The sequence below is a fragment of the Streptomyces sp. NPDC107575 genome, from assembly GCF_055657265.1.
Map to the genome: position 1 here is coordinate 143,458 of NZ_JBVKBG010000009.1, position 16,536 is coordinate 159,993.

The 16,536-nt window shown below is 70.1% G+C and carries 15 protein-coding genes; 6 read left to right on the plus strand and 9 right to left on the minus strand.

Annotation, left to right across the window (positions count from 1 at the left end; genetic code table 11):
• Position 1: 1 nt before the first annotated feature.
• Complete coding sequence (gene ppc, locus ACZ7L4_RS36805; protein WP_472109404.1) at positions 2-2,734, minus strand: phosphoenolpyruvate carboxylase; 2,733 nt, start codon at positions 2,732-2,734, stop codon at positions 2-4.
• Positions 2,735-3,028: 294 nt separating this feature from the next.
• Here ppc and ACZ7L4_RS36810 point away from each other — a divergent pair, with 294 nt between their 5' ends.
• Together ACZ7L4_RS36810 and ACZ7L4_RS36815 are read left to right on the plus strand one after the other, a co-directional pair.
• The gene (locus tag ACZ7L4_RS36810) at positions 3,029-4,018 is read left to right on the plus strand and encodes an acyl-CoA desaturase (RefSeq protein WP_472109405.1); all 990 of its coding nucleotides are present in this window, start codon (positions 3,029-3,031) and stop codon (positions 4,016-4,018) included.
• 12 nt (positions 4,019-4,030) lie between these two features.
• Positions 4,031-4,741, plus strand: coding sequence for a TetR/AcrR family transcriptional regulator (locus ACZ7L4_RS36815; RefSeq protein WP_472109406.1), 711 nt, complete (start codon positions 4,031-4,033; stop codon positions 4,739-4,741).
• A 48-nt stretch (positions 4,742-4,789) separates the two neighbouring features.
• Here ACZ7L4_RS36815 and ACZ7L4_RS36820 read toward each other — a convergent pair whose 3' ends face one another.
• Both ACZ7L4_RS36820 and ACZ7L4_RS36825 read right to left on the minus strand, forming a co-directional pair.
• Complete coding sequence (locus ACZ7L4_RS36820; protein WP_472109407.1) at positions 4,790-5,179, minus strand: VOC family protein; 390 nt, start codon at positions 5,177-5,179, stop codon at positions 4,790-4,792.
• Positions 5,176-5,970 carry a trans-aconitate 2-methyltransferase gene (locus ACZ7L4_RS36825; RefSeq protein ID WP_472109408.1) on the minus strand — a complete coding sequence of 265 codons (795 nt, stop codon included), beginning with the start codon at positions 5,968-5,970 and terminating at the stop codon, positions 5,176-5,178. Before ACZ7L4_RS36825 ends, ACZ7L4_RS36820 begins: the two co-directional genes overlap by 4 nt.
• 88 nt (positions 5,971-6,058) lie before the next feature.
• Between ACZ7L4_RS36825 and tamR the strand changes: the two genes are divergently transcribed.
• Positions 6,059-6,556 carry a MarR family transcriptional regulator TamR gene (gene tamR, locus ACZ7L4_RS36830; protein ID WP_399237694.1) on the plus strand — a complete coding sequence of 166 codons (498 nt, stop codon included), beginning with the start codon at positions 6,059-6,061 and terminating at the stop codon, positions 6,554-6,556.
• Positions 6,557-6,627: 71 nt separating this feature from the next.
• Here the strand turns inward: tamR and ACZ7L4_RS36835 are convergent, their stop codons facing one another.
• Positions 6,628-7,377, minus strand: a complete 750-nt coding sequence (locus ACZ7L4_RS36835) for a LuxR C-terminal-related transcriptional regulator (protein ID WP_385760490.1) — start codon at positions 7,375-7,377, stop codon at positions 6,628-6,630.
• Between the two features lie 288 nt (positions 7,378-7,665).
• Between ACZ7L4_RS36835 and ACZ7L4_RS36840 the strand changes: the two genes are divergently transcribed.
• Positions 7,666-8,121: a GNAT family N-acetyltransferase gene (locus ACZ7L4_RS36840; protein ID WP_472109409.1), complete on the plus strand. Its 456-nt coding sequence runs from the start codon at positions 7,666-7,668 to the stop codon at positions 8,119-8,121.
• A gap of 3 nt (positions 8,122-8,124) precedes the next feature.
• Here the strand turns inward: ACZ7L4_RS36840 and galK are convergent, their stop codons facing one another.
• Genes galK through galT form a run of 3 tightly spaced genes read right to left on the minus strand, consistent with a single transcriptional unit; the run spans position 8,125 to position 11,345 of the window.
• Positions 8,125-9,291, minus strand: a complete 1,167-nt coding sequence (gene galK / locus ACZ7L4_RS36845; protein WP_472109410.1) for a galactokinase — start codon at positions 9,289-9,291, stop codon at positions 8,125-8,127.
• Between the two features lie 27 nt (positions 9,292-9,318).
• The gene (gene galE / locus ACZ7L4_RS36850) at positions 9,319-10,281 is read right to left on the minus strand and encodes a UDP-glucose 4-epimerase GalE (RefSeq protein WP_472109411.1); all 963 of its coding nucleotides are present in this window, start codon (positions 10,279-10,281) and stop codon (positions 9,319-9,321) included.
• On the minus strand, positions 10,281-11,345 hold the full coding sequence (gene galT, locus ACZ7L4_RS36855; RefSeq protein WP_472109412.1) for a galactose-1-phosphate uridylyltransferase: 1,065 nt from the start codon (positions 11,343-11,345) through the stop codon (positions 10,281-10,283). The genes galE and galT overlap by 1 nt, the downstream gene beginning before the upstream one ends.
• Before the next feature lie 236 nt (positions 11,346-11,581).
• Here galT and ACZ7L4_RS36860 point away from each other — a divergent pair, with 236 nt between their 5' ends.
• Both ACZ7L4_RS36860 and ACZ7L4_RS36865 read left to right on the plus strand, forming a co-directional pair.
• Positions 11,582-13,264 carry a sodium:solute symporter family protein gene (locus ACZ7L4_RS36860; protein WP_450809932.1) on the plus strand — a complete coding sequence of 561 codons (1,683 nt, stop codon included), beginning with the start codon at positions 11,582-11,584 and terminating at the stop codon, positions 13,262-13,264.
• 18 nt (positions 13,265-13,282) lie between these two features.
• Entirely contained in the window at positions 13,283-13,585 is a 303-nt protein-coding gene (locus tag ACZ7L4_RS36865) for a hypothetical protein (protein WP_385760508.1), read from the plus strand.
• 253 nt (positions 13,586-13,838) lie between these two features.
• Here ACZ7L4_RS36865 and ACZ7L4_RS36870 read toward each other — a convergent pair whose 3' ends face one another.
• Both ACZ7L4_RS36870 and ACZ7L4_RS36875 read right to left on the minus strand, forming a co-directional pair.
• A complete protein-coding gene (locus ACZ7L4_RS36870; protein ID WP_422407874.1) occupies positions 13,839-14,528 on the minus strand; it encodes a helix-turn-helix transcriptional regulator in 690 nt (229 codons plus the stop codon).
• A 249-nt stretch (positions 14,529-14,777) separates the two neighbouring features.
• Positions 14,778-16,403: an outer membrane protein assembly factor BamB family protein gene (locus tag ACZ7L4_RS36875; protein ID WP_472109413.1), complete on the minus strand. Its 1,626-nt coding sequence runs from the start codon at positions 16,401-16,403 to the stop codon at positions 14,778-14,780.
• Between the last annotated feature and the right edge of the window lie 133 nt (positions 16,404-16,536).

Sequence of the window (16,536 nt, forward strand, 5' to 3'; positions counted from 1 at the left end):
GTCAGCCGGTGTTGCGCAGGCCTGCCGCCACACCGTTCACGGTGAGCAGCAGGGCGCGGCCGAGCGTCGGGTCGGGGGTCTCGCCCGCGGCCGCCGCGTCGCGCTGCCGCTTGAGCAGGGCGACCTGGAGGTACGAGATCGGGTCGAGGTAGGCGTCGCGGATCGCGAACGTCTGCTTCAACACGGGCTGTGCGTCGAGGAGTTCGCTGCCGCCGGTGATGCGCAGGACCTCGGCGACGGTCAGCTCGTGCTCGGCGACGATGGCGTCGAAGACGTGCTTGAGGTTGTCGGGCACGAGCGTGTCGACGTAGTGCTTGGCGATCCGCAGGTCGGTCTTGGCGAGCGTCATCTCGACGTTGGAGATGAAGTTGCGGAAGAAGTGCCACTGCTCGTGCATCTCGTCGAGCACGGTGTCGAGGCCGGCCTCGCGCAGTGCCTTGAGGCCGCTTCCGACGCCGAACCAGCCGGGCACGATCTGCCGGGACTGGGTCCAGCCGAACACCCACGGGATGGCGCGCAGGCCGTCGAGGGAGACACCGGAGCCGGGGCGGCGCGAGGGCCGGGAGCCGAGGTGCAGGTCGGCGAGCTGGTCGACCGGCGTCGAGGCGAGGAAGTAGTGCGGCAGGTCCGGGTCCTCGACGAGCTCGCGGTACGCGGCGTGGGCGGCGTCGCTCACGACGTCCATGGCGGCGTCCCAGCGGGCGAGGGCCTCGTCGGACTGGCGCGGCGCCGTGTGCAGGGCGGAGGCCTGCAGTGTCGCCGCGACGGTCAGTTCCAGGTTCTCGCGGGCCAGGGACGGCACGAGGTACTTGTCGGAGATGACCTCGCCCTGCTCGGTCACCTTGATCTCGCCCTCCAGCGTTCCCCACGGCTGGGCGAGGATCGCGTCGTGCGAGGGGCCGCCGCCGCGGCCGACGGTGCCGCCGCGGCCGTGGAAGAGGCGCAGGCGGACGCCGTAGCGGTGTGCGACGTCGCGCAGGCGGCGCTGGGCGCGGTGGATCTCCCACTGGGAGGTGGTGATGCCGCCGAACTTGGAGGAGTCGGAGTAGCCGAGCATGACCTCCTGGACGTCCCCGTTGAGCGCGACGAGGCGCCGGTAGGACGGGTCGGAGAGCATGTCCTCGAGGATCGTGTCGGCGGCCTTCAGCTCGTCCGTCGTCTCCAGGAGCGGCACGATGCCGATCTTCGCCCAGCCGGCGTGCAGGTCGATGAGGCCCGCCTCGCGCGCGAGGACGGTCGCGGCGAACACGTCGTCGGCGCCCTGGCACATCGAGATGATGTACGACTCGATGACCTCGGGCCCGAAGACCTCGAGGGCCTTGCGGATGGTGTGGAAGACACCGAGCGTCTTCTCGCCGTCGGCGTCGAGGGGCGCCGGGGTCGGGCCCAGCGGGCGCCGGGAGCGCAGTTCCTTGGCGAGCAGCTTGCCGCGGTAGTCGCGCGGCATGTCGGCGTAGCGCCAGGACTCCTCGCCGAGCCGGTCGAAGAGCTGGCCGAGGGCGTGGTGGTGGGCGTCGGCGTGCTCGCGGACGTCCATCGTGGCGAGCTGCAGGCCGAAGGCGGAGAGCGTACGGATCGTACGGTTCATGCGGCCTTCGGCGAACAGTCCGCCGCGGTGCTCGCGCAGCGAGGTCTGGATGACCTTCAGGTCGTGGAGCAGCTCGGCGGTGCCGAGGTAGTCGCGGCCGTCCTGGTGCGGGGTGTTGTTGGCGAGCCGGGTCTTGGTGTTCTCCAGCTTCTGCCGGATCGCGGTGGCCTTGAGCCGGTAGGGCTCCTCGGCGTTGAGCCGCTTGTAGCGGGGGCTGATCTCGGGGAGGCGCTCCAGGTCGCACTGGAGCGAGGTGAGCAGCTCCTCGGTGGCGCCCGTGTAGCGGATGGAGTTGGAGAGGAAGCCGCGCAGCTCGTCGATCATGTCGAGCGCGTCGTTGATGCCGTGCTCGTGCTGGAGGATCAGGACGTCCCAGGTGACGGCGGGCGTCACGTTCGGGTTGCCGTCGCGGTCGCCGCCGATCCAGGTGCCGAAGGTGAGCGGGCGGCTCTCCTCGGGGAGCTGGAAGCCGACGCGCTCCAGTTCGGCGGTGAGGTCCTCGAGGACGTCGCCGACGGCGCCGGCGTGCAGCTCGTCCAGGTAGTAGATCGCGTTGCGGGACTCGTCGGTGACCTCGGGGCGTACGACACGCAGCTCGTCCGTCTGCCACACGAGGTCGATGTTCTCGGCCAGGCGGGTGTCGTAGCGGCGGCGGTCGGTCTCCAGGACCGGGGTCTCCAGGAGCTCGGCGACGCGGCGCAGCTTGTTGAGGACGCTTCGCCGGGCGGCCTCCGTCGGGTGCGCGGTGAAGACGGGCCGCACGTTGAGGTTCTTGACCGTGTCGCGCAGGTGCTCCGGGTCGGCGTCCTTGAGCCGGTCCGCGGTGCGGGCGAGGAGTCCGCCCTCGGCGGCCCGCATGGCGCGCAGCTCGCGGCCACGGTGCACCTGCTCCGTGACGTTGGCCAGGTGGAAGTACGTGGAAAAGGCGCGGACCAGCTTGGCCGCGGTGTCCAGCTCGGTGCCGCGCAACAGCTCGGCGGCGGCCTCGCCGTCCTCGCGGGTCAGGCGGCGGACCCTTTCGACCAGCTCGAGGAGTTCCGGGCCCTCCTGGCGGACCAGGGTCTCGCCCAGCAGGTCACCGAGCCGACGGATGTCGGCGCGCAGCTCGGCGCTCGTCGCAGCGGTCTGTTCGTCGGCACTGCTCACAGGTGCGGCTCCTTGCAATGGTGAAGCACGTGGTGAAGCACGTCGGGAGGAAGGATCCCCGGATCCGGGTACGTAACCCAGGGTGGAGATTCAGAGCGGACCGCGCTGTCCGACCGATTCCAAGGATATGTGCCACCGCCGACGGCGAGGTCGGAGCCTCTTGCCGCCACGGCTGCACGCTTACGTGGTTACGGTGCCGTAGGTTACGGAACCGTAGGCAAGCTGTCCGCGGATCCCCGTGGATCTCCTGACCCGTCTCAGCCCGTCTCAACCCTCGACTTACAGGGGACTCACATGGCCACCAGTACCGATGTGATCGAAGAACCCGCCGGTCCGGCGTCAGGACCGCCCGCCACCTCGCATTCTGCGACACTCGGCGGCGAACAGAAGCGTTCCGTGGAGCAGATCACACTGCTCCTGTTCATCGCCGTCCCGTTCCTGGCCCTGCTCGCGGCGGTGCCGCTGGCCTGGGGCTGGGGGGTGAGCTGGCTCGACCTCGGGCTGCTCGTCCTCTTCTACTTCGTCGGCTGCCACGGCATCACGATCGGCTTCCACCGGTACTTCACGCACGGCTCCTTCAAGGCGAAGCGGCCGCTGCGGATCGCGCTGGCGATCATGGGCTCGCTGGCGGTGGAGGGACCGGTCGTGCGCTGGGTCGCCGACCACCGCAAGCACCACAAGTTCTCCGACGCGGAGGGCGACCCGCACTCGCCGTGGCGGTACGGGGAGACGGTCCCCGCCCTGCTGAAGGGCCTGTGGTGGGCGCACATGGCCTGGATGTTCGACGAGGAGCAGACCTCGCAGGAGAAGTACGCGCCCGACCTGGTCAAGGATCCGGCGATCCGCGCGATCTCCCGCCAGTTCGTCCTGTGGACGGCGCTGTCGCTCTTCCTCCCCGCCCTGATCGGCGGTCTGGTCACGATGTCGTGGTGGGGCGCGTTCACGGCGTTCTTCTGGGGCTCGCTCGTGCGGGTGGCGCTGCTGCACCACGTCACGTGGTCGATCAACTCGATCTGCCACGCCGTCGGCAAGCGCCCCTTCAAGTCCCGGGACCGCTCGGGCAACGTGTGGTGGCTGGCCGTCCTGTCCTGCGGCGAGTCCTGGCACAACCTGCACCACGCGGACCCGACGTCGGCGCGGCACGGTGTGGAGCGCGGCCAGATCGACTCCTCGGCCCGTCTGATCCGCTGGTTCGAGCGGCTGGGCTGGGCGCACGACGTGCGCTGGCCGTCGCGGGACCGCATCGCCTCGAAGCGCAAGGAGCAGGTCGCCGACGCGGCCTGACCACCACACGGCATGATGGAAGACGTGGCGACCGACTCAAGCACCCCGGGCAACTCGAGCGACTCGAGCAGCGACAGGCCGGACCGGCCCGAGAAGACCCGGCGCGCGCGCAGAACGCGGATGACGGGGGCGGAGCGGCGTCAGCAGCTCCTGGAGATCGGTCGCGTCCTCTTCGCCGCGAAGGGCTTCGAGGGCACGTCGGTGGAGGAGATCGCGGCGAAGGCCGGGGTCTCCAAGCCGGTGGTGTACGAGCACTTCGGGGGCAAGGAGGGCCTGTACGCGGTGGTCGTGGACCGCGAGATGCGCCAGCTCCTGGACATGGTGACCAGCTCCCTGACGGCCGGGCACCCGCGTGAACTGTGCGAGCAGGCCGCCTTCGCGCTCCTCGACTACATCGAGGAGTACACGGACGGCTTCCGCATCCTGGTCCGCGACTCCCCCATTCCGCAGTCGACGGGTTCGTTCGCGTCGCTGATCTCCGACATCGCGACGCAGGTCGAGGACATCCTCGGCCGCGAGTTCAAGACCCGCGGCTTCGACCCGAAGCTGGCGCCGCTGTACGCGCAGGCGCTGGTCGGGATGGTCGCGCTGACGGGCCAGTGGTGGCTGGACGCGCGCAAGCCGAAGAAGGCGGAGGTGGCGGCGCATCTGGTGAACCTGGCGTGGCATGGGCTGGATGGTCTTGAGCCGAAGCCGAGGCTGATAGGTCACCGGAAGAGTTGAGCGCGCACCGGCGTTGACGTCTCGGGGCTCTGCCCCGGGCCCCGCGCCTCAATCGCCGGCGGGGCTTGAAATGTGGAGCTTCGAGTCCAGAATCTCCAGTCTGTTGCCCACGGGGTCTTCGCAGTAGAAGCGGCGGCGGCCCGGTAGCGCGTCGTCCCAGGTGAGCGGAACGCCCCACCCCGTCAGTCGTCGCGCGTACGCCTCGATGTCGTGGACCAGGAGGCCCGGGTGGGCCTTTTTCGCCGGGCGGAAGTCGGGGTCGATGCCCAGGTGGAGGTGGACCGGGCCCGCCTCGAACCAGCAGCCGCCGCGCGCCGCGAGCGCCGGGGGCTTCGGGACCTCGGTCATGCCGAGGGCGTCGGCGTAGAAGGAGCGCAGGGCCTCCTCGCTGCCCGGCGGCGCCGCGAGTTGCACATGGTCCACGCCGACGAGCGTCATGAGCGGGTCGCCACCACGAAGATGCGGCGGAACGGGAGCACCGTGCCGTGCTCCGTCGCCGGGTACGCCTCGCGGAGCAGGTCGCGGTATTCGGCGACGAACGCGTCGCGGGCCGTCGGGTCGTCCTCCAGTGCCGTCAGGACCGGGCGCAGGCCCGTGCCCTTGACCCAGTCGAGGACCGGGTCGGGGCCCTGGAGGAGGTGCAGGTACGTCGTCTCCCAGGCGTCGACCTCGCAGCCGAGGCCGGCCAGGCGTTCCAGGTACGCCGCGGGCGCGATCACCGCGTCGCCGTGGCGCAGCACTCCGGACAGGCGGTCCTTCCAGCGGGCCGATTCGGCCAGTTCGCGCATCAGGACGTGGCTGGGCGCCTCGAAGTTCCCCGGCACCTGGAAGGCGAACGTGCCGCCCGGGGCCACCGCGTCGATCCAGCGGGGGAAGGCGTCGGCGTGGCCCGGGACCCATTGCAGCGTCGCGTTCGACAGCAGCAGGTCGTACGTCTCCGTGGGCGCCCAGTCGGCGGCGTCCGCGTACGCGAAGTCGAGGCGGTCGGTGGCGTGGTCGGCCGCCTGTGCCAGCATCTCCCGCGAGTTGTCGTAGCCGGTGATGCGGGCGGTGGGCCAGCGCTCGGCGAGCAGTGTCGTGACGTTGCCGGGGCCGCAGCCGAGGTCGGCGATCCGGGCCGGTTCCCCGGGAAGATCGGGGACGCGGGCGAGCAGATCGACGAACGGGCGGCCGCGGTGGCCCGCGTGCCGGAGATACTGCTGGGGGTCCCAGGTGGGTGCAGGCGTCATGGTTTCAAGCCTCCGCCCGAAGTATCTCGATGTCAAGATAGTCGACCTCAAGAGACTTCACGTCGACACACCCCCTACACTGATCGTCATGGAGGACGAGGTCGACCGTCTGGTCTCAGCGTGGCGCCGAGAGCGCCCCGACCTCGACGTGGAGCCCCTTGAGGTGCTCAGTCGGGTCAGCAGGCTCGCGCGCCATCTCGACCGGGCCCGCCGCCTGGCCTTCTCCGAGCACAACCTGGAGCCGTGGGAGTTCGACGTCCTGACGGCGCTGCGCCGCGCGGGCACCCCGTACCAGCTCTCCCCCGGTCAGCTGCTCACGCAGACCCTGGTGACGTCCGGCACGATGACGAATCGTATCGACCGGCTCGCCAAGAAGGGGCTCGTCGAGCGGCTGCCCGATCCCAGCGACCGGCGCGGTGTCCTGGTCCGGCTCACGGACGAGGGGCGCGACCGCGCCGACCAGGCCCTGGCCGGGCTGCTCGACCAGGAGCGGGCGATCCTGGCGGAACTCTCGCGAGCGGAGCGGGGCGAATTGGCGTCGCTGCTTCGGCAGTTGACGGCGCCGTTCGACAACATTCCTGGTTGACGCTGGTCGACGTCGCGGGGCTCTGCCCCGGCCCCCGCGGGCTCTCGTCCCAAAAGCGGGGCTTAACTTGCTCAGCTGGCCGCCTCCAGGTCGACCGGGCCGACCCCCGCCCTGCGCGCGAGCGCGACCGCCGCCAGTGTCGAGTGGACGCCGAGTTTGCCCAGCACGTTCTGCATGTGCGTACGCACCGTGTGCGGGGACAGGAAGAGGCGTTCCGCCACCGCCTTGCGGCCGAGGCCCGCCACCATGCAGCGCAGCACCTCGCGCTCGCGCGGCGTCAGGGACTCGACGAGGCGCTCGGACTCGGTGCGGTGCTTGCGCGCCGCGGTCAGCTCCCGCAGGACGCCCGTGAGCAGCGCGGGCGGCAGGTGCGTCTCCTCCCGCAGCACGCCCCGTATGACGGTCAACAGGCGTGACAGGGAACAGTCCTTGGCCACCCAGCCGGACGCGCCCGCCTGCAGCGCGAGTGCCGCGCGGCGCGGGTCGTCGCGCTCGGCGAGCACCACCGTGCGGACGGCGGGCTGGGCCGAACGGACGCCCGCCACCAGGGAGATGCCGTCGACGAGGCCGTCCTGAGCGGCGCTGTCGGGCACCGGGGTCGGCGCGCGCATGCCCTGGAGCGATGCGGCACCCAGGTCCGCGTCGATCAGCAGCACGTCGAACCGGCGGCCCTCCGCGACCGCCCGGTCGAGGCAGCGCAGAGCGGCGGGGCCGCTCCCCGCGGCCGACACGTCGACATCGGGCTCGGCGGCGAGCGCCGCCGCGAGCGACTCGGCGAAGATGCGGTGGTCGTCGACCACAAGGACCCGGATGCGTACCACGTGATTACCCCCTTCCCCGAGCTCCGGTACGGAGCAGGGGATACCCCATCGTCGGGGAACGGATCAACGCAGGTACGGCGCCCGGAGTGCGGGTCGCCGCGACCGCACGGCCGCCGCCGTGAGCCGAACTGCCACCCCCGCCCCGGGCGTCGTACCCGGCTGTCTCGCCCCCTGATCGGCACCGGCCCCCACCGGTGCTGTCCTCAGACTAGAGGCGAAGGCCCACAGGGGAAGTCAATTCGCAGAACTGGTTGGCGGTTGGCGGAGCAGCGACTGTCCTGCGCGTTTATGGTGATGCGCATGTTTCGCATCGAGACAGAAGTCGACAAGGAGCGCGCCCTTCGACTCCGGTCGCTGCTGAGGGAGACCAACACGGCGGCGTCACCGGTCCTGCGGGAGCTGCGCGGCACCGCCGCCGACCAGCATCTCCCGTTGCAGGTCTGGCTGGTGGACGAGGACGGCTCCCTGGCGGCGGGGCTCGACGGGTACACGTGGGCGCACTGGCTGCACGTGGATCTGCTGTGGGTCGCCGAGCAGCACCGCGGCGCGGGCCTCGGCTCCCGCCTCCTCGCGGAGGCGGAGCGCATCGCGTACGAGGACCGCGGCTGCGGCGGCTCCCGCCTGGAAACCTGGGACTTCCAGGCCCCCGGCTTCTACCGCCTGCACGGCTACGAGATGGTGTCCGTGATCCCCGACTACCCGCCGGGGCTCAAGGAGTTCACGCTGACGAAGCGGCTCGGGTAGCCGTTACGCGGTGCGGCGGGCGCCCGCCGAGGGCACTGCCGGGAACACGCGCGGCGCCGTGAAGCCGGCCTCCGCGAAGGCGTCGGCGATCGACTTCGTGACGGTGTCGGCGTCGTCCGCCTCCACCAGGACGATCGCCGAGCCGCCGAAGCCGCCGCCCGTCATCCGCGCCCCGATCGCGCCGGAGGTCATCGCCGTGCCGACCACCAGGTCGAGCTCCGGGCACGAGATCCGCAGGTCGTCGCGGAGCGAGACGTGGCCCTGGACGAGGATCGGGCCGATGGCACGGACGTCGCCGGAGTCGAGCAGCTCGATGACGCGCTCGACGCGGTGGTCGTCGGTGACGATGTGGCGGACGTAGCGGACGACCTTCTCGCCGACCCCCGCCATCTCCAACTCGGCGACGGATTTGCCCAGTTCGGCGTACGGCACGTCGCGCAGGTGCGAGACGCCGAGGACGCGGGCGCCCTCCTCGCAGCCCGCGCGGCGCTCCGCGTACGCGCCGTCGCCCAGCTCGTGCTTGACGCGGGTGTCGACGACGAGGAGCTGCAGGCCGTGCGCCGCCAGGTCGAAGGGGACCTGGCGGATCGACAGGTCGCGGCAGTCGAGGTGCAGGGCGTGGCCCTCGGTGGCGCAGGACGAGGCCATCTGGTCCATGACGCCGCAGGGCACGCCGACGAAGGCGTTCTCGGCGCGCTGCGCGAGGACCGCCAACTCGGCGCCGGTGAGCCCGAGTTCGTACAGGTCGTTCATCGCGTACGCCGTGACGACCTCCAGGGCCGCCGAGGAGGACAGACCCGCGCCGGTCGGCACGGTGGAGGCGAGGTGGATGTCGGCGCCGGTGATGCCCGTGTGGCCAGCGTCGCGCAGCGCCCAGACGACACCCGCCGGGTACGCGGCCCAGCCGCCCTGCCCGTACTTCGAAAGGGGCGCCAGGTCGTCGACGCGCAGTTCCACGACCGGGGCGTCGATGTCGGCCGAGTGCAGGCGAAGCACGCCGTCCTCGCGCCGGGCCACCGCGGCGACCGCGGTGTGCGGCAGCGCGAGCGGCATGACGAAGCCCTCGTTGAAGTCGGTGTACTCACCGATGAGGTTGACGCGGCCGGGGGCCGCCCAGACTCCGGCGGGCTCGTACCCGTACAGGTCCTTGAACTGCGTGGCGACGGACATCAGTTGGCTACCTGACCCTCGTAGTGACTACTGCTGCTCTCGGGCCTGGGCGAACGCCCAGGCGTCGGCGACGATGCCCGCGAGGTCCGCGCGGGACGGGTTCCAGCCGAGGCGCTCGCGCGCGGTCGCGGCGGAGGCGACGAGGACGGCGGGGTCGCCGCCGCGGCGCGGGGCGACGACCTCGGGGATCGGGTGCCCGGTGACCTGGCGGACGGTCTCGACGACCTCGCGGACGGAGAAGCCGTTGCCGTTGCCGAGGTTGCAGATGAGGTGCTCGCCGGGCTGTGCGGCCTCGACGGCGAGCAGGTGGGCCTCGGCGAGGTCGGCGACGTGGATGTAGTCCCGGATGCAGGTGCCGTCGGGCGTCGGGTAGTCGTCGCCGAAGACGTTGATCGCCTCGCGCCTGCCCTGGGCGACCTGGAGGACGAGCGGGATCAGGTGCGACTCGGGGTCGTGCCGCTCGCCGCAGCTGCCGTACGCGCCCGCGACGTTGAAGTACCGAAGGGATACGGCAGCCAGTCCGTGCGCGGCCGCCTCACCGGTGATCATGTGGTCGACCGCGAGCTTCGAGGCGCCGTACGGGGACGTGGGCGCGGTCGGGTCGGTCTCCGTGATCGGGGTGTTGACCGGCTCGCCGTACGTGGCCGCGGTCGAGGAGAAGACCAGCTTGCGGACGTCGGCCGCGCGCATCGCGGCGAGCAGCTCCATGGTGCCGCCGACGTTGTTCGCCCAGTACTTCTCGGGCTTCACGACGGACTCGCCGACCTGGGAGAACGCGGCGAAGTGCAGCACGGCGTCGTAGGAGGAGTCGAGCCACTTGGCCGCGTCGCGGATGTCGCCCTCGACGAAGGCGGCGCCCGCGGGCACGCCCTCGCGGAAGCCGGTGGAGAGGTTGTCGAGGACGACGACCTCGTGGTTCGCCTCAAGAAGGTGCTGGGCGACGACCGAGCCGACGTATCCCGCACCACCTGTGACCAGGTACTTTCCCATTACTCGCTCGCTACCTCTCGCAGTCGCTCGGCCGCGGTCTCCGGCGGCACGTCGTTGATGAACACACTCATGCCGGACTCGGAACCCGCGAGAAACTTCAGCTTGCCGGAAGTGCGGCGGATGGTGAAAAGCTCGAGGTGCAGCGCGAAGTCGTCGCGGCTCACGCCCTCGAACTCGTCCAGCGAGCCGAACGGGGCCTGGTGCCAGGCCGCGATGTACGGCGTCACCGGCTGGTCATCACCGAAGATCCGGTCGAAGCGCCTCAAGAGTTCCAGATAAATCTTGGGGAACTCTGTGCGCGCGTCGTCGTCGAGCGCGAGCAGGTCCGGGACCTGGCGCTTGGGGTAGAGGTGCACCTCGTAGGGCCAGTGCGCGGCGTAGGGCACGAAGGCCACCCAGTGCTCGCCCTCGAGGACGACGCGCGTGCCGTCCTCGACCTCCTTCTCCACCACGTCGGCGAAGAGGTTGCGGCCGCCGGTCTGCTCCTTGTGCTCGGCGGCGTTGCGCAGCATCAGGGCCGTGCGCGGGGTGGTGAAGGGGTAGGCGTAGATCTGGCCGTGCGGGTGGCCGAGGGTGACGCCGATCTCGGCGCCGCGGTTCTCGAAGCAGAAGACCTGCTCGACGGAGTCGAGGTGGGACAGCTCGGCCGTGCGGTCGGTCCACGCGTCGAGGACGAGCCCGGCCTGCTCCTCGGTGAGGTCGGCGAAGGACTTGTCGTGGTCGGACGTGAAGCACACGACCTCGCAGCGGCCGGAGTCCCCGGCGAGCGAGGGGAAGCGGTTCTCGAAGACCACCACGTCGTACGAGGAGTCGGGGATCTCACTCAGCCGCTCGCCCTCGGAGGGGCACAGCGGGCACTCGTCGGCCGGCGGGTGGTAGGTGCGGCCCTGGCGGTGCGAGGCGATGGCCACGGAGTCGCCGAGCAGCGGGTCGCGGCGCACCTCGGACGTGGTGACCGTGGGGTCGAGGGGGCGGCGGTCGGCCGCGTCCCGGACGACGTCGTCGCGCGAGTCGTAATAGATGAGCTCACGACCGTCGGCGAGCCGGGTCGACGTCTTCTTCACGTCCGATGCTCCTCATCACACCAACCAAACAGAACCAAACACAACAAAGCATAAGCCAACAGTGACGTCAAGGGGAACGCGTCGCAGCCGTCTGTGCGCTTTCTGTGCCGTCCGGAAGGTTCGGAGCGGGATCTCGATCACAATCCAACAAAGAACATCACTCGAACTGTTCACTTATTGAAGCCGGAGGCGTAGGTTCCGGACTGTTTCAGTTCGCGCAACGAAGCGAGATCTTCATGCTGTCCCCCACAACAACCCTGGCCGAGGGGCTCCGGCTGCCCACCAACGGCCTCGACTACGCGATCATGGCGATCTACTTCGTCGTGGTGCTGGGCATCGGCTTCGCCGCCCGCCGGTCCGTGAAGACCAGCCTGGACTTCTTCCTGTCCGGGCGATCCCTGCCCGCCTGGGTCACCGGGCTCGCGTTCGTCGCGGCGAACCTGGGCGCCACCGAGCTCCTCGGCATGGCGGCCAACGGGGCGCAGTACGGCCTCTACACGGTGCACTGGTACTGGATCGGCGCCATCCCCGCCATGGTCTTCCTCGGCCTGGTGATGATGCCCTTCTACTACTCGTCGAAGGTGCGCTCGGTCCCGGAGTTCCTGCTGCACCGCTTCGGTCCCTCGTCCCACCTGCTCTCCTCGATCATCTTCGCCGTCTCCTCGGTGCTGATCGCGGGCGTCAACCTGTACGCGATGGCCCTGGTGCTCCAGGCGCTGCTCGGCTGGCCGCAGTGGGTGGCGATCGTCATCGCCGGTCTGTTCGTCCTCGCGTACATCACGATCGGCGGGCTCTCCTCGGCGATCTACAACGAGGTCCTGCAGTTCTTCGTGATCCTCGCGGCGCTGATCCCGCTGACGATCGTCGGCCTCAAGCGTGTGGGGGGCTGGGACGGCATCTCGGACTCCCTCACCCACTCGCACGGCGACTCGTTCATGACGGCGTGGCAGGGCACGGGCATCGGTGACGCCAACCCGCTCGGGGCCAACTGGCTGACCATCGTGCTCGGCCTCGGCTTCGTGATGAGCTTCGGCTACTGGACGACGAACTTCGCCGAGGTGCAGCGCGCGCTGTCCGCGAAGAACCTCTCCGCCGCCAAGCGCACGCCGCTGATCGCCGCGTTCCCGAAGATCCTCATCCCGATGGTCGTGGTGATCCCCGGTCTGATCGCGCTGGTCATGGAGCCGTCCATCGGCAAGTCCGCGGACGGCCTGCAGTACAACGACGCCATCCCGGTCCTCATGCGCGACCTGCTGCCCAACGGTGTCCTCGGCATCGCGGTGACGGGCCTGCTCGCCGCGTTCATGGCGGGCATGGCGGCCAACGTCTCGTCCTTCAACACGGTGTTCACCAACGACATCTGGGCCGCGTACATCAAGAAGGGCCAGAGCGACCGGCACTACCTGCAGACCGGCCGTGTGGTCACCGCCGTCGGCGTCGTGATCGGCATGGGCACCGCGTTCATCGCGGGCAGCTTCAGCAACATCATGAACTACCTGCAGACGCTGTTCTCGTTCTTCAACGTCCCGCTGTTCGTGGTCTTCATCATCGGCATGTTCTGGAAGCGCACGACGCCCGCCGCCGGTTTCTGGGGCCTGCTCTCGGGCACCGTGGCCGCGATGGTGAACTACTTCTGGTTCTACAAGCAGGGCGTCATCTCGATCCCCTCGGACCAGGGCGCCAACTTCGTGTCGTCGATCGTCGCGTTCGTGGTCGGCGCGGTGGTGATGTTCGTGGTCACGCTCTGCACCAAGTCCAAGCCCGCCGAGGAGCTGGCCGGTCTCGTGTACGGCACGAAGTCGCCGGGCATGGAGGAGCCGCCGGCCGAGGGTGACGACGCCTGGTACCGCAAGCCGGCCCTGCTGGGCTGGGGAGCGATCATCCTCGCCACCATCTGCTACATCCCGTTCTCCTTCTGAGGTCCGAGGTAACACGACATGAGCGACGAAATGAACCAGCACGTCGAGGAAGTGAAGGAGCTCGAGGCCAAGTCGGCGACGGCGGCCCGCCTCTTCGACGTGCGACGCATCATCGGCGGCCTCTTCGTGGTCTACGGCGTGATCGTCACGATCGCCGGCTTCACGGCGTCCGACGCCGACCTCAAGAAGGCCCAGGACATCAACATCAACCTGTGGACCGGCATCGGCATGCTGCTCCTGGGCCTCTTCTTCCTGATCTGGATGAAGCTGCGCCCGACGGTTCCACCGACCGCTGAGGAACTGGCGGAGGCGTCCGAGTAGCGCCGCCCACTCCGTGAAACCAGGGCCGGAGCCCACCACTTGGGAGAGTGGTGGGCTCCGGCCCTTCGCCTGCCGTGGGCCGCACCGCCCAACGCACAAGGCCCGTTCCACCGGAGTGGAACGGGCCTTGGGATGGAGTGCCGGGCAGGCCTTGCACCTGCATTTCCCCGCAGGAAGCGGGGCGTCTTTCCTTGGACCACCAACGCGCGGTCGTTCACCGCGAGTTGCGGTGACCAACAAGATCAACTGTAGCTCAGGACTCCTGTTCTGGCGAGCCCACCGGGCCCGCCCGGTCCAGCAGCCCCGTGCGCGCGGCCAGCGCCGCCGCCTCCAGGCGCGAGCCGACGCCCAGCTTCATCAGGACGCGCTGCACATGCGTACGCGCCGTGGACGGGGCGATCCCCATGCCCGCCGCGATCAGCCGGGTGTCCTCGCCGTCCGCGACCCGCACCAGGACCTCGACCTCGCGCGGCGTGAGCATCTGGAGCAGCCGCTGCCCCTCGTCGTCCGGCTGGGCCGCCGGGTTGAGCAGCTCCCCGAACGCGCCCTGCAGCAGCGCGGGGGCCACCGCCGCCTCCCCCGCCCGCGCCTTCATCAGCGCGCGCTCGACACCCTCTATGCGCTCGTCGTGCCGTACGTACCCGGAGGCGCCCGCCGCGAAGGCCGACGCGATGCCTCTGGGCGACGGGACGGGGCCGAGGACCACCACGGCCACCTGCGGGCGCTCGCGCTTGATGCGGACGACCGGGTCGAAGGTGCCGGGCTCCGCGGGGGTCGCCGTGCCCAGCAGGCAGACCTCGGGCGCCCGCGAGATGACCAGGTCCGCCGCTCCGGCCGCCGGTGCGGCCGCCGCGAGCACCCGGTGCCCGCGCAGCTTCAGGGCCGAGGCCAACGCCTCGGCCAGCAGTCGGTGGTCGTCGACCACCATCAGCCGCACTCCCATCGGGCCAACCCCCCAATCGACCCCGGGAGTCTCCTCCAACCCCCGGGCCCCCCAAGGACAGGCGAGCCCCCCGACTCCCCGTCCTCCTTCATCCCCCGGAAGCTACACGCTTGTTCGAGGTTGCGCGCCCCCTACCGGCCAGAAGCGGCCCTGAATGCTGAAATCCAGTGCATTGAGGGATGTTTGGGGGTACAGGAACGCAAAGCCAGCGCCATGTGACGTCCGTTCGGGGCGACTTCGCGATCCTTTTCAACCGGTGCCGAAACCGACCGCCGTGTACCGCTTGTCGCCGTCCGCATAGGGCTCGCCGATCAGCGGCTGACCGAGGAACAGTCTGCCCCCGGAATAGCGGAGTTCGGAATTCGATCGGCCCGGCGCCATGCCGCTGATCATCTCCCGGACGTCGGGTGTGGCCGGCACCTCCAGCAGCGTCGACCGCTTCAGTGTGCCGGGGTCGATCGTGACGATCCGGCTGCCCTTCTCGGCGGCGCCCGTCGCGAACGCCAGGAGGTTCCCGCCGTCCATCCGCACCGGAAAGATGTCGTGGTGGTCGCCGCCGGTGACGCGGTCACCCGTGCGCTTCCCGGTCTCCAGGGAGTACGACACGATCTCGTTGGCCGGACCCGCGCCGCGGGCGGACTCGTGCGGCCTGGTCGCGAAGTAGATCCGCCCATTGCCGACGGTGACCTTCGCGCAGCCCTCGATCTTCCCGACCTCGCAGGCGAAGTCGTACTTCTTGGGGTCGACGGCGATCCTGCTCGTGAGCCTTCCGCGGCCGTCCAGGGCGAAGACGTCGGTGATGGTGCCCGCCGCGTCGGTCCCTCTTCCCACTCCGAAGACGACCGGCTTGGTGGACAGGACCTTCACGTCGGCAAGGCCGGAGGGGAGTTTGTAGGACCACTTGGGCCCGCCCGTCATTGGGTCCAGGAGCTGGACGTCATACGTGGCGTTCTTCCCGTAGGTGCCGCATTTGCGGACCGTCACGAGCTGGGCGCCGCCGTGGTAGCCGAGGTCCTGGCACTCCCCCGTGTCGGGCTGCCACAGGATGCGGCCCGACTTGAGGTCGAACGCGGCACCGCCGTCGAGGCCGCCGCCCGCCGCGAGCGTGGTGCCCGTGAGGGAGAGCTCCTCGAAGATCCGCCGGTTCGAGCCCTGGCCGAGGCTCTGCGTCCAGAGCTTGTGCCCCGTGTTGACGTTGAACACCGTGATCTGGCTGCACGGCCTGTGGTCGCCGTTCGCGGGCCGCTTGCCCGCCTCGCTGACCACGGCCGCGAGCGCGCCGTCGGTGACGGTGTCCGTCCCCGCGCACGTCTGCCCCGACAGCGGGAGGGTCCAGGTCTTCTTGCCGCTCGCTGCGTCGTACCCGGCGAGCTGGTTCACGCCCGCCTTGGCGTACGTCCTGTCGGTCAGCCAGGAGCCCTGGACGCTGTCCACCTGCCGCTTCGCCACCTTCGGCGCGGGCAGCCGCAGCGTCACCCGCGCCGACGGGTCGGCGGGGGCCCGCTCCGCCCCGGATCCGGCGAGGCCTTCGCCGCCCTTGCCGCCGCCGTCGGCGCCCACGCCGGGGTCGTCGCCGGACCTCGACGCGTAGAGGAAGCCGCCGCCGACGATCAGTGCGAGGGCGACGACCGCGGCGCCGACGATCAGGGCGAGCGGCGGCACCTTGCTGCGGGCGGGCGGCGGCTGCGGGTGGCCGTACTCGGGCTGCTCGTACGGCTGTTGGCGCACCAGGCGGGCCCGGGCCTCGGGCGGGAGCGGGGTGCGCAGGGTGCCGTAACCGGGGGCGGTGTACGGCGGCATGGGCGGTGGGGCGCCGAATTCGCCCTGGGGGGACGGGGGTTCGTTCGGCGGGCGGGGCGGGGGTGGCTGGGTCATGACCTGGGTACCTCGGGGACGTTGAGTTTCGGCAAGGCCAGTCGCCGTGGGCCGGATCGCACGTTCTCGTCCCGGCGGCCCTTTTCTATCACTCGCGTCTGTCAGTCGTGTCTGTCAGTCGTGTCTGTCAGTC

Bases quoted from the DNA above. Each gene is read 5' to 3' on its own strand.
- ACZ7L4_RS36810 (WP_472109405.1), top strand. From the start codon at position 3,029: ATGGCCACCAGTACCGATGTGATCGAAGAACCCGCCGGTCCGGCGTCA.
- ACZ7L4_RS36815 (WP_472109406.1), top strand. From the start codon at position 4,031: ATGATGGAAGACGTGGCGACCGACTCAAGCACCCCGGGCAACTCGAGC.
- ACZ7L4_RS36820 (WP_472109407.1), bottom strand. From the start codon at position 5,179: ATGACGCTCGTCGGCGTGGACCATGTGCAACTCGCGGCGCCGCCGGGC.
- ACZ7L4_RS36825 (WP_472109408.1), bottom strand. From the start codon at position 5,970: ATGACGCCTGCACCCACCTGGGACCCCCAGCAGTATCTCCGGCACGCG.
- tamR (WP_399237694.1), top strand. From the start codon at position 6,059: ATGGAGGACGAGGTCGACCGTCTGGTCTCAGCGTGGCGCCGAGAGCGC.
- ACZ7L4_RS36840 (WP_472109409.1), top strand. From the start codon at position 7,666: ATGGTGATGCGCATGTTTCGCATCGAGACAGAAGTCGACAAGGAGCGC.
- galK (WP_472109410.1), bottom strand. From the start codon at position 9,291: ATGTCCGTCGCCACGCAGTTCAAGGACCTGTACGGGTACGAGCCCGCC.
- galE (WP_472109411.1), bottom strand. From the start codon at position 10,281: ATGGGAAAGTACCTGGTCACAGGTGGTGCGGGATACGTCGGCTCGGTC.
- ACZ7L4_RS36860 (WP_450809932.1), top strand. From the start codon at position 11,582: ATGCTGTCCCCCACAACAACCCTGGCCGAGGGGCTCCGGCTGCCCACC.
- ACZ7L4_RS36865 (WP_385760508.1), top strand. From the start codon at position 13,283: ATGAGCGACGAAATGAACCAGCACGTCGAGGAAGTGAAGGAGCTCGAG.
- ACZ7L4_RS36870 (WP_422407874.1), bottom strand. From the start codon at position 14,528: ATGGGAGTGCGGCTGATGGTGGTCGACGACCACCGACTGCTGGCCGAG.
- ACZ7L4_RS36875 (WP_472109413.1), bottom strand. From the start codon at position 16,403: ATGACCCAGCCACCCCCGCCCCGCCCGCCGAACGAACCCCCGTCCCCC.